This is a genomic window from Pelomonas sp. KK5 (genome assembly GCF_001984095.1).
Lineage (GTDB): Bacteria > Pseudomonadota > Gammaproteobacteria > Burkholderiales > Burkholderiaceae_C > KK5.
This window is the reverse complement of the sequence record NZ_LYVQ01000217.1, coordinates 1-11274: the sequence shown is the minus strand read 5'-3', so window position 1 is coordinate 11274 and position 11274 is coordinate 1. Positions and strand designations below refer to the sequence as shown.

Sequence of the window (11274 nt, the reverse complement as noted above, 5' to 3'; positions counted from 1 at the left end):
GGACGACCGCTCCCCCGCCACCCGCGACGCCACGCCCGCCCAGCAGCGCCGCTTCCTGCTGCTGGCCTTGCTCGTCATCGGCGGCACCGTGCTGCTGGCGCCCTTCGCCACCCAGCGCCTGCCCAAGGTCCCCGCCTTCTTCCCGGCCTACCAGTCGGCGGTGATCCTCTGCCACCTCGCCACGGCCTACCTGATGCAGGGCCTGTACGAGGCGACCCGCCAGCGCTCGCTGCTGTATCTCAGCGCCGGCAACTACTACGCGGCCGGCGTGCTGGTGCTGCAGCTGCTGGCCCTGCCCGGCGCCGTCGTCGACGGCGGCGTGCTGCTCGGCGGGCCGCAGACGATGAGCTGGCTCTGGTTCTTCTGGCACGCGGCGCCATCGCTGAGCCTGCTGCTGTTCGCCTGCGCGGAGCTGGGCTGGCCGCTCGCGCGCGCAGGCCGGCCGCGGCGCGCGGCGCGGCTGGCGTCCGCGCTGACGCTGGCGGCGCTCGCGGCCACCGGCCTCTTCGTGGGCGTGTTCCATGCGAGCCTGCCGGTGCTGGTGGTCAACGACGACTACAGCGGCATCATCGACTCGGGCATGACCCCGGCGCTGGAACTCTTGCTGCTGCTGGCCATGGCCGTGCTGTTCAGGCTCGGCCGGCTACGCAAGGTGCTGCACCTGTGGCTCGCGCTGAGCCTGGTGGCCCTGTTCTGCGACAACGCGATCACGATGCTGGGCGGCACCCGCCTCTCGCTGGGCTGGTATGCCGGGCGCCTGGGCGCGCTGCTGTCGGCCATGGTGCTGCCGCTGGTCTATCTGGAGGAGATCAAGCGCGGCTACGTGCGCGCGGCGCGGCAGGTGGGCCGGCTGGTGGAGGCGAACGCCGAACTGAGCGTGGAGGTGGATCGCAGCCGCCACGACGAGCTGACCGGCATCCCCGGCCGCGCCCTCTTCCTGGAGCGCTCCGCGGCGCTGCTGCAGCACTGCCTGCAGGCCCGCAGCGGCTTCGCCTGCCTGTTCATCGACCTGGACGGCTTCAAGGCCGTCAACGACCGCTTCGGCCACGAGCGCGGCGACCAGGTGCTGCAGGCAGTGGCGGCCATCCTGCAGGCCGAGCTGCGCGGCACCGACACGGCCGGCCGCATCGGCGGCGACGAGTTCGCCGCCTGCCTGGCCTCGCCCGATCCGCTGCACCAGCAGACCGCCATTGCCGTGGCCAACCGCATCATCCAGCGCATCGGCGGCCTCGGCATGGGCCTGGGTGCCAGCATCGGCATCAGCACCAGTCGCCACGACATCGAGCAGGCCCTGCGCGAGGCCGACGAGGCCATGTACGACGCCAAGCGCACCGGCAAGGGCCGCAGCATGCTCTACCGGCCGCGGCCGAAGCTGGCCGTCAGCGGCTAACTGCCCAGCGCGGCCACCACCTCCGCCGGCGCCTGCACCAGCTCGATCAGCACGCCCTCGCCGGCGATCGGGAACTCGTCGTTGCTCTTCGGATGGATGAAGCAGATGTCGTAGCCGGCCGCGCCCTTGCGGATGCCGCCGGGGGCGAAGCGCACGCCGTTGGCCGTCATCCATTCGACGGCCTTGGGCAGGTCGTCCACCCACAGGCCCACGTGGTTCAGAGGCGTCGTGTGGACGGCCGGCTTCTTCTCCGGATCGAGCGGCTGCATCAGGTCGACCTCGACCTTGTGCGGGCCGGAGCCGATGGCGCAGATGTCTTCATCGACGTTCTCGCGTTCGGAGACGAAGTTGCCGGTGACCTCGAGGCCGAGCACGTCGACCCAGAGCTTGCGGAGTTTCGATTTGTCCGGACCGCCGATGGCGATCTGCTGGATGCCGAGGATGCGATAGGGCTTGCTCATCACGCGAACCTCAGGATGGGCTGGTCAACGGCCAGGCTCTCGCCCACCTTGGCATCGATCGCCGCGACCACGCCGTCGCGCTCGGCCACCAGGATGTTCTCCATCTTCATCGCCTCGATCACCGCCAGGCGCTCGCCGGCGCTGACCTGCTGCCCGACGGCGACCGCCACCTGCGCCAGCAGGCCCGGCATCGGCGACAGCAGCATCTTGGACGTGTCCGGCGGCGCCTTGAAGGGCATCAGCTCCAGCAGCTTCGACGCACGCGGGCTCAGCACGTTGGCGACGACCGAGCGGCCGCCGTGCTGGATGCGGTAGGCCAGCGGGTTCTTCGGCGTGCCGCGATCGGCCTGCGCGGTGAAGGGCTTGCCGTTGACGGTGCCGGTCAGCACGATGTCGTTCAGGCGCGAGAGGCAGACGATCTGGTAGGACTTGCCGTCGACATTGACGGTGGCCTCGCCTAAAGCGCCGGCGTACTCGGCGACATGGATCGCGTGGCGCGAGGCCTTGCCGTCGCCCTCGTTGACCACCGCCACATAGTCGCTTTCGATCTTCACCTCATGGCCCGGCAACTGGCCGCTGATGCGCGCCTCGCGCTCGCGCGCCTTGCGGCGGATGAAGCCGGCCAGCGCGATCAGGAACAGCGGGTCCTCGTGCGGCACGTCCTCGGCCTTGAAGCCGCCGGCGTAGTGCTGGGCGATGAAGCCGGTGTTGAAGTTGCCGGTCTGGAAATCCGGGTGCGCCAGCAGCGCCGACTGGAAGGGGATGTTGCTGCTGATGCCGCGGATCACGAAGCCGTTCAGCGCCTCGCGCATCTTGGCGATCGCCTCGGCCCGGTCCTTCCCGTGCACGATCAGCTTGGCGATCATCGAGTCGTAGAACATCGGGATCTCGCCGCCCTCGTAGACGCCGGTGTCCACGCGCACGCCATGGCGCTCGGGCTCGCCCTGCACCATCGTCGCCGCCGGCGGCTGGTACTTCACCAGGCGGCCGGTCGAGGGCAGGAAGTTGCGGAACGGGTCCTCGGCGTTGATGCGGCACTCGATCGCCCAGCCGTCGCGCTTGATGTCCTCCTGCTTGAAGGACAGCGGCTCGCCGGCGGCCACGCGGATCATCTGCTCCACGAGGTCCAGCCCGGTGATGCACTCGGTGACCGGGTGCTCCACCTGCAGACGCGTGTTCATCTCGAGGAAGTAGAAGCTCTGGTCCTTGCCGACGACGAACTCGACGGTGCCGGCGCTCTGGTACTTCACGGCCTTGGCCAGTTGTACCGCCTGCTCGCCCATCGCCTTGCGGGTCGCTTCGCTGATGAAGGGCGACGGCGCCTCTTCAATGACCTTCTGGTGCCGGCGCTGGATCGAGCACTCGCGCTCGTGCAGATAGACGACATGGCCCTGCGAATCGCCCAGCACCTGGATCTCGATGTGGCGCGGCTCCTCGACGAACTTCTCCATGAAGACGCGGTCGTCGCCGAAGCTGTTGCGCGCCTCGTTGCGGCAGGAGCTGAAGCCCTCGAAGCACTCCTTGTCGTTGAAGGCCACGCGCAGGCCCTTGCCGCCGCCGCCGGCGCTGGCCTTGATCATCACCGGATAGCCGATGCCCTTGGCGATCTCGACCGCCTGCTCGGGCGAGAGGATCGGCTCGTTGAAGCCGGGGATCGTATTGACCTTGGCCTCGTTCGCGAGCTTCTTCGAGGCGATCTTGTCGCCCATCGCCGCGATCGAGTAGTGCTTGGGGCCGATGAAGGCGATGCCTTCCTCTTCCACGCGGCGGGCGAAGTCCTCGTTCTCGGACAGGAAGCCGTAGCCGGGGTGGATGGCCTCGGCGCCGGTCTGCTTGGCGGCGGCGATGATCTTGTCGGCGACGAGGTAGCTCTCGCGCGACGGCGCCGGGCCCAGCAGCACCGACTCGTCGGCCAGCTCCACATGGCGGGCGTCCTTGTCGGCTTCGGAATAGACGGCGACCGTCTTGATGCCCATCTTGCGTGCCGTCGCGATGACACGGCAGGCGATCTCGCCCCGGTTGGCGATCAGGATTTTCTTGAACATGTTTCTTATCTCCTAACGGCCAATCACAGCGGAATGTTGCCGTGCTTGCGCCACGGGTTTTCCAGCTTCTTGTCCTTGAGCATCACCAGCGAGCGGCAGATGCGCTTGCGCGTCTCGTGCGGCTGGATCACGTCGTCGATGAAGCCGCGCGCGCCGGCCACGAAGGGGTTGGCGAAGCGGGCCTTGTATTCGGCTTCGCGGGCGGCGAGCTTGGCCGGATCGTTCTTGTCCTCGCGGAAGATGATCTCCACCGCGCCCTTGGCGCCCATCACGGCAATTTCAGCGTTAGGCCAGGCGAAATTGACATCGCCGCGCAGGTGCTTGGAGGCCATCACGTCGTAGGCGCCGCCATAGGCCTTGCGCGTGATCACGGTCACCTTGGGCACCGTGCATTCCGCATAGGCGTAGAGCAGCTTGGCGCCGTGCTTGATGATGCCGCCGTACTCCTGCGAGGTGCCGGGCATGAAGCCGGGCACGTCCACGAAGGTGATCACCGGGATGTTGAAGGCATCGCAGAAGCGCACGAAGCGCGCGGCCTTGATGCTGCTCTTGATGTCCAGGCAGCCGGCCAGCACCAGCGGCTGGTTGGCGACGATGCCCACCGTCTGGCCTTCCATGCGGGCGAAGCCGGTGAGGATGTTCTTCGCGTAGTCGGGCTGCAGCTCGAAGAAGTCGCCGTCGTCCACCGTCTTGACGATCAGCTCCTTCATGTCATAAGGCTTGTTCGGGTTGTCGGGCACCAGCGTGTCCAGCGACATGTCGAGGCGGTTCGCCGGGTCGCCGCTGGCGCGGGTGGGCGCCTTCTCGCGGTTGTTCAGCGGCAGGTAGTTGAAGAAGCGGCGCAGCATCAGGATCGCCTCGACGTCGTTCTCGAACGCCAGGTCGGCCACGCCGCTCTTGCTGCTGTGCGTGCCCGCGCCGCCCAGTTCCTCGGCGGTCACTTCCTCGTGCGTCACCGTCTTCACCACCTCGGGGCCGGTGACGAACATGTAGGAGGAGTCCTTCACCATGAAGATGAAGTCGGTCATCGCCGGCGAGTAGACCGCGCCGCCGGCGCAGGGGCCCATGATCATGCTGATCTGCGGGATCACGCCGCTGGCCAGTACGTTCTTCTGGAACACGTCGGCATAGCCGCCGAGGGACGCCACGCCTTCCTGGATGCGCGCGCCGCCCGAGTCGTTCAGCCCGATCACCGGGGCGCCGACCTTCATCGCCTGGTCCATCACCTTGCAGATCTTCTCGGCGTGGCTCTCGCTGAGCGCGCCGCCGAACACGGTGAAGTCCTGGCTGAACGAGAAGGCCAGGCGGCCGTTGATCATGCCGTAGCCGGTGACGACGCCGTCGCCGGGGATCTTGTTGTCCTGCATGCCGAAGTCCACGCAGCGGTGCTCGACGAACATGTCCCACTCTTCGAAGGTGCCTTCGTCGAACAGCAGTTCCAGCCGTTCGCGGGCGGTCAGCTTGCCCTTCGCGTGCTGGGCGGCGATGCGCTTCTCGCCGCCGCCGAGGCGGGCCTTGGCGCGCATCTCTTCGAGGCGCTGTTGGATGTCATGCATTGCTTGTCTCTCCGGCGGAAAACTTGTTGAGCAGTTGGCGTGCTGCGGTGGACGGTGCGAGCCTTCCTTGCAGCACTTGATCGGTGATATCGCCCAGCGCCGTGCGGACGGCGGGGGCTTGTGAAAACTGTTGTCGCAGCCCGGCGTGGATGCGCTCCCACATCCAGCTCTGCGCCTGCTGCTGGCGGCGCTGGGCGAGGCGACCGTTGCCGGTCTGCAGCTCGCGGTACTCGCTGACCATCGCCCAGAAGGCATCGAGCCCCTGGTTCTTCAGCGCGCTCAGCTGCATCACACGCGGGTGCCAGGTCTTGCTCATCTCTTCGTGCGAGTGGCCGTGGAAGCCGTAGAGCCGCAGCGAGGAGGTGATCTGCGCCTGCGCCCGCGTGGCCGCGGCGGCGTCGATGTCGGCCTTGTTGATGACGATCAGGTCGGCCAGCTCCATCACGCCCTTCTTGATCGCCTGCAGGTCGTCGCCGGCATTGGGCAATTGCAAGAGGCAGTACATATCGGTCATGCCGGCCACGGCCGTCTCGCTCTGGCCGACGCCGACCGTCTCGACGATGACGATGTCGAAGCCTGCCGCCTCGCAGACCAGCATGGCCTCGCGCGTCTTCTCGGCCACGCCGCCCAGCGTGCCGCTGCTGGGGCTGGGGCGGATGTAGGCGCGTTCGTCCATCGACAGCAGTTCCATGCGCGTCTTGTCGCCGAGGATGGAGCCGCCGGAGACGCTGCTGGACGGGTCGACGGCGAGCACGGCGACCTTGTGGCCTCGGTTGATCAGGAAGAGGCCGAGGGCTTCGATGAAGGTGCTTTTGCCGACGCCGGGGACGCCGGAGATGCCGAGACGCAGGGACTGGCCGGTGTGCGGCAGCAGGTCGGTCAGCAGTGCGTCGGCCTGCTCGCGGTGGTCGGCGCGGGTGGATTCGAGCAGCGTGATCGCCTTGGCGACGGCGCGGCGCTGTGCGGGGCCGCGGGCGGCAAGAATTGCATCCTTCAGCCGCATATCCGTTCGGGCTGAGCTTGTCGAAGCCTGTGGCCGAGCCTCCACCGGCCCTTCGACAGGCTCAGGGCGAACGGGATGTTGTTCCGTTCGGGCTGAGCTTGTCGAAGCCTGTGGCCGGGCTTCCACCAGCCCTTCGACAGGCTCAGGGCGAACGGTGGCGGTCTCCGTTCGGGCTGAGCCTGTCGAAGCCTCTGGCCGAGCCTCCACCAGCCCTTCAACAGGCTCAGGGCGAACGGGGCGTTGTTCCGTGTAGCTTCTCGCCAATTCCTTGATCCGCTCCCAGTTCCCGGCGATCAGCGCTTCCTTCTTGGCCCGCGACCACCCCTTCAGTTGCTGCTCGAAAGCAATCGCCGCCTCGCGTGTCTCGAACTCGCCCTTCCAGACCAACTCGAAAGGCTTGTGTTCCGCCACATAGCCTTCGATGCTCATCTCGTGCTGCATCAGCCGAGCTTCAATGTCATCGGTATGGCCGCAGTAGTACGACGAATCCGAGCAACGGAGCAGGTACACGAAGAAAGGCTTCATGTCGACGCGCTCCAGCGGTACTGGACGTCGAACTCCTCCTCGCCGGTCTTCTCGAAGCCATGACGCAGGTAGAACTCGTTGGCGGGGCTCAGCTTCAGCGTGGACAGCGTGATGTCCCGCCCCTGCGACTTAGCGCGTTCCAGCACCCAGCTGCCGACACCGCCGCCCTGCCGGCCCGGCGCGATGAACAGGTGGTCGATATGCAGATGCCCGTCGCGCGGCTGCAGCTTGGTGAAGCCGATACGCTCGCCATCGCGCAGGATCCAGCTCATGTATTCGGGCTCGAACTGGCCGCGGAAGCGCTCAAGGCTGCGCTGGCGGTCGCCCAGGCCCAGGCGCTGCAGGTTCTCCAGCATCGAGGCCATGCGCAGTTCGAACAGCGCGTCGAAGTCCTCGGCGGTGACGGGAACGAGACTCAGCATCGTCGCCGCAGTATCAATCAGGCGGCCACCGCCAGCCGGATCTGCTCCAGCACATCCTTCGCGCTCGCCGGGATCGGCGTGCCCGGGCCATAGATGCCCTTGACGCCCGCGTCGTACAGCATGCCGTAGTCCTGCGCCGGGATCACGCCGCCGACGAAGACGATGATGTCGTCCGCGCCCTGTTCGCGCAGCGCATTGATGATGGCCGGCACCAGCGTCTTGTGGCCCGCCGCCAGCGTGGAGACACCGACCGCATGCACGTCGTTCTCGATCGCCTGGCGCGCGCATTCCTCGGGCGTCTGGAACAGCGGGCCCATGTCCACGTCGAAGCCGAGGTCGGCGTAGGCGGTGGCCACCACCTTGGCGCCGCGGTCGTGGCCGTCCTGGCCCAGCTTGGCGATCATCACGCGGGGGCGGCGGCCCTGGTCCTCGGCAAAGGTCTTGATCTCGTCCTGCAGCTTGGCCCAGCCCTCGGCCGAGTCGTAGGCGGCGGCATAGACGCCGCTGACCTTCTGCGTGTCGGCGCGGTGGCGGCCGAAGGCGACTTCCATCGCGTCGGAGACTTCGCCGACGGTGGCGCGCAGGCGGATCGCCTTGATCGCGAGATCCAGCAGATTGCCCGTGCCGCTCTTCGCGGCCTCGGTCAGTGCAGCCAGGGCGTTAGCCACCGCGGCCGCATCGCGCTTGGCCTTGATGTCCTTCAGCCGCGCGATCTGCCCGTCCCGCACCTTGACGTTGTCCACGTCCAGGATCTCGATCGGGTCCTGTTCCTTCAGCTTGTACTTGTTGACGCCGACGATCACGTCCTTGCCGGAGTCGATGCGCGCCTGCTTCTCCGCGGCGCTGGCCTCGATCTTCAGCTTGGCCCAGCCGCTGTCCACCGCCTTGGTCATGCCGCCCATCGCCTCGACCTCCTCGATGATGGACCAGGCCTTGTCCGCCATGTCCTGGGTCAGCTTCTCCATCATGTAGGAGCCAGCCCAGGGGTCGATCACGTTGGTGATGTGGGTCTCTTCCTGGATGATCAGCTGCGTGTTGCGGGCGATGCGGGCGCTGAACTCGGTCGGCAGCGCGATCGCCTCGTCCAGCGAATTGGTGTGCAGCGACTGCGTGCCGCCGAAGACCGCGGCCATCGCCTCGATCGTCGTGCGCACGACGTTGTTGTACGGGTCCTGCTCGGTCAGCGACCAGCCGGAGGTCTGCGAGTGCGTGCGCAGCATCAGGCTCTTCGGGTTCTTCGCGTCGAAGCCCTTCATGATCCGGCACCACAGCAGGCGCGCGGCCCGCATCTTGGCGATCTCCAGATAGAAGTTCATGCCCACGGCCCAGAAGAAGCTCAGGCGGCCGGCGAACTCGTCCACGTCCAGGCCCTTGGCCAGCGCGGTCTTCACATACTCCTTGCCGTCCGCCAGCGTGAAGGCCAGTTCCAGCGCCTGGTTGGCACCGGCTTCCTGCATGTGATAGCCGGAGATCGAGATCGAGTTGAACTTCGGCATGTTGCGCGCCGTGTACTCGATGATGTCGCCGATGATCTTCATCGACGGCTCGGGCGGGTAGATATAGGTGTTGCGGACCATGAACTCCTTGAGGATGTCGTTCTGGATGGTGCCGCTCAGCTTGTCCTGCGAGACGCCCTGCTCCTCCGCCGCCACCACATAGCCGGCCAGCACCGGCAGCACGGCGCCGTTCATCGTCATCGAGACCGAGACCTTGTCCAGCGGGATGCCGTCGAACAGGATCTTCATGTCCTCCACCGAGTCGATCGCCACGCCGGCCTTGCCGACGTCGCCGGTGACGCGCGGGTGGTCCGAGTCATAGCCGCGGTGCGTGGCCAGGTCGAAGGCGACCGACACGCCCTGCCCGCCGGCGGCCAGCGCCTTTCTATAGAAGGCGTTCGACTCCTCGGCCGTCGAAAAGCCGGCGTACTGGCGGATCGTCCACGGGCGCACCGCGTACATCGTCGCCTGCGGGCCGCGCAGGAAGGGCTCGAAGCCGGGCAGCGTGTCGGCGTGCGGCAGCGCGGCCGTGTCCGCCGCGGTGTACAGCGGCTTGACGGTCAGACCCTCGGGCGTGACCCAATCCAGCGCGGACACATCGCCACCGGGCGCGGACTTGGCGGCCGCCTTCAGCCATTGCTCGACGGTGGCCCTATTGAATTCAGACATGACTCGTCCTCGGACTTCCAAATATTGCGCTGCATCATAGCCCAAGCCAGCATTCATAATTATGAATTAATTTGAGATAGACTCGCGGCGATGGATGCCCCTGCCACCACCCTCGCCCCGCGCGCCCTCTACCAGGAGGTGGCCGAGCACCTGCGCCAGCGCATCTTCGGCCGCGAGCTGGAGCCGGGCAGCTGGATCGACGAGCTGAAGCTCTGCGCCGAGCTGGGCATCAGCCGCACACCCCTGCGCGAGGCGTTGAAAGTGCTGGCCGTCGAGGGCCTGGTGACGATGAAGGTGCGGCGCGGCGCCTATGTGACCGAGATGAGCGAGCGCGACGTGCGCGAGGCCTACCAGTTGCTCGCCCTGCTGGAGAGCGACGCCGCCGCCGAGGTGGCCCGCCGCGTCAGCGATGCCGAAATGGCCGAGCTGCAGGCCCTGCACGACCAGTTGGAAGGCCAGGTCCAGCAGCGCGATGCCTTCTTCGCCACCAACGAGCGCTTCCATATGCGGCTGCTGCAGATCGAGGGCAACCGCTGGCGCCAGCAGATCATCAACGACCTGCGCCGCGTGATGAAGTTGAACCGCCACCATTCGCTGTTCGCCCAGGGCCGGCTGGCCGAATCGGCCGCCGAGCATGCGAAGGTGATGACCGCGATCGCCCATCGCGACCCGGCCGCCGCCGCCCGCGAGATGCGCCGGCACTTCGAGAACGGTCTGGCCGCCGCCGTGCGCAAACCCGGCGCCTGAGTCCAGAAGAATCCGGGAAACCTCCCGGCAACACCCTCGAGAAAATGGCCACATAACGGCCAAAATGCACGGATTCAACGGAAGCGCCCGGCGTGGCGCCGGCTGCCCTCAAGTTTGCAGGGTGGCCTCCGATAACCCGAAGACGACCCATGGCATGTCGGGCGCTGCTCGCTGAGCAGCCGCGCCAGGCCGGGTCCAAAGCTACAAGGGATCGAGGGAACGGAACCGGCAGGGGGGCGTGGCGCACCTGCCGCGGAGCGAGCTCGCGATCTCACAACGACCTTCGAGCGAGCTCCACATGGCCTCCATCATCTCCAGCCTGACCCCTGCGCAGATCCCCCAGCTGGCCACCTCGGCCCTGGCGAATCTGACGTCTGCCGACTGGGCGGCCTTCAGCTCGGACCAGATCCAGGCCCTGTCCACGCTCCAGGTGGCCAGCCTCAGCTCGACGGCGTTCAGCTTCATCAGCGCGGCGCAGTTCGCCGTCTTCGAGACGCGCGACCTGGCCGTCATCTCGGGCACCGCGGTCAAGTCGCTCAGCAGCACCCTGCTCGGCGCGCTCGATTCGGACCAGATCGCCGCCTTCACCAGCACCCAGATCCCGCTGCTGACCACGGCCCAGATCGCCTCGATGGGCAGCGACACGCTCAACGCCCTGACCAGCAGCCAGATCCCGCGCCTGACCAGCGCCCAGATCGCCGCCATCGGCACCGCCCAGGTGTCGACGATGACCACCGAGGACGTGGCCGCCCTGGGCTCCAACGGCCTGAAGGCGCTGAGCTCCAACCAGATCCGCGCGCTGAGCACCGACGACGTGCTGGCCCTGTCCACCACCCAGGTGGCAGTGCTGAGCGCCAACCAGGTGGCCGGCCTGACGACCGACCAGCTCACCAATTTCGGCAGCGACGACCTGCGCGCGCTGAACAGCGCCGCGCTGCGCGCGCTCGGCAGCGCCCAGCT

General features: G+C 67.1%; 8 protein-coding genes and 2 pseudogenes. 3 read left to right on the top strand and 7 right to left on the bottom strand.

Annotation, left to right across the window (positions count from 1 at the left end; translation table 11 throughout):
- Nucleotides 1-1390, top strand: a 1390-nt coding sequence (locus B0W88_RS25270; protein ID WP_077037369.1) for a diguanylate cyclase, incomplete at its 5' end; no start/stop codon positions are given.
- On the opposite strand, the gene B0W88_RS25265 is transcribed toward B0W88_RS25270, so the two are convergent.
- The 7 genes and pseudogenes from B0W88_RS25265 to scpA all read right to left on the bottom strand — a co-directional run bounded on the left by B0W88_RS25265 (nt 1387) and on the right by scpA (nt 9567).
- A complete protein-coding gene (locus B0W88_RS25265; RefSeq protein WP_077037368.1) occupies nt 1387-1851 on the bottom strand; it encodes a VOC family protein in 465 nt (154 codons plus the stop codon). The genes B0W88_RS25270 and B0W88_RS25265 overlap by 4 nt on opposite strands.
- Nucleotides 1851-3896, bottom strand: coding sequence for an acetyl-CoA carboxylase biotin carboxylase subunit (gene accC, locus B0W88_RS25260; protein WP_077037367.1), 2046 nt, complete (start codon nt 3894-3896; stop codon nt 1851-1853). Before accC ends, B0W88_RS25265 begins: the two co-directional genes overlap by 1 nt.
- 23 nt (nt 3897-3919) lie before the next feature.
- Complete coding sequence (locus B0W88_RS25255) at nt 3920-5452, bottom strand: acyl-CoA carboxylase subunit beta (protein WP_077037366.1); 1533 nt, start codon at nt 5450-5452, stop codon at nt 3920-3922.
- The gene (meaB, locus tag B0W88_RS25250; RefSeq protein ID WP_077037370.1) at nt 5445-6455 is read right to left on the bottom strand and encodes a methylmalonyl Co-A mutase-associated GTPase MeaB; all 1011 of its coding nucleotides are present in this window, start codon (nt 6453-6455) and stop codon (nt 5445-5447) included. Before meaB ends, B0W88_RS25255 begins: the two co-directional genes overlap by 8 nt.
- A 315-nt stretch (nt 6456-6770) precedes the next feature.
- Nucleotides 6771-6980: pseudogene (locus B0W88_RS34935) on the bottom strand (GIY-YIG nuclease family protein); the annotation flags it as partial.
- Complete coding sequence (locus tag B0W88_RS25240; RefSeq protein WP_077037365.1) at nt 6977-7402, bottom strand: GNAT family N-acetyltransferase; 426 nt, start codon at nt 7400-7402, stop codon at nt 6977-6979. The pseudogene B0W88_RS34935 and the gene B0W88_RS25240, both read right to left, overlap by 4 nt.
- Nucleotides 7403-7419: 17 nt before the next feature.
- The gene (scpA, locus tag B0W88_RS25235) at nt 7420-9567 is read right to left on the bottom strand and encodes a methylmalonyl-CoA mutase (RefSeq protein WP_077037364.1); all 2148 of its coding nucleotides are present in this window, start codon (nt 9565-9567) and stop codon (nt 7420-7422) included.
- Nucleotides 9568-9657: 90 nt separating this feature from the next.
- Between scpA and B0W88_RS25230 the strand changes: the two genes are divergently transcribed.
- Both B0W88_RS25230 and B0W88_RS25225 read left to right on the top strand, forming a co-directional pair.
- On the top strand, nt 9658-10314 hold the full coding sequence (locus B0W88_RS25230) for a GntR family transcriptional regulator (protein WP_077037363.1): 657 nt from the start codon (nt 9658-9660) through the stop codon (nt 10312-10314).
- Between the two features lie 298 nt (nt 10315-10612).
- Nucleotides 10613-11274: pseudogene (locus B0W88_RS25225) on the top strand (hypothetical protein); the annotation flags it as partial.

Excerpts from the sequence above, each read along its gene's own strand:
- B0W88_RS25265 (WP_077037368.1), bottom strand. The coding sequence starts at position 1,851 with ATGAGCAAGCCCTATCGCATCCTCGGCATCCAGCAGATCGCCATCGGC.
- meaB (WP_077037370.1), bottom strand. The coding sequence starts at position 6,455 with ATGCGGCTGAAGGATGCAATTCTTGCCGCCCGCGGCCCCGCACAGCGC.
- accC (WP_077037367.1), bottom strand. The coding sequence starts at position 3,896 with ATGTTCAAGAAAATCCTGATCGCCAACCGGGGCGAGATCGCCTGCCGT.
- B0W88_RS25255 (WP_077037366.1), bottom strand. The coding sequence starts at position 5,452 with ATGCATGACATCCAACAGCGCCTCGAAGAGATGCGCGCCAAGGCCCGC.
- scpA (WP_077037364.1), bottom strand. The coding sequence starts at position 9,567 with ATGTCTGAATTCAATAGGGCCACCGTCGAGCAATGGCTGAAGGCGGCC.
- B0W88_RS25240 (WP_077037365.1), bottom strand. The coding sequence starts at position 7,402 with ATGCTGAGTCTCGTTCCCGTCACCGCCGAGGACTTCGACGCGCTGTTC.
- B0W88_RS25230 (WP_077037363.1), top strand. The coding sequence starts at position 9,658 with ATGGATGCCCCTGCCACCACCCTCGCCCCGCGCGCCCTCTACCAGGAG.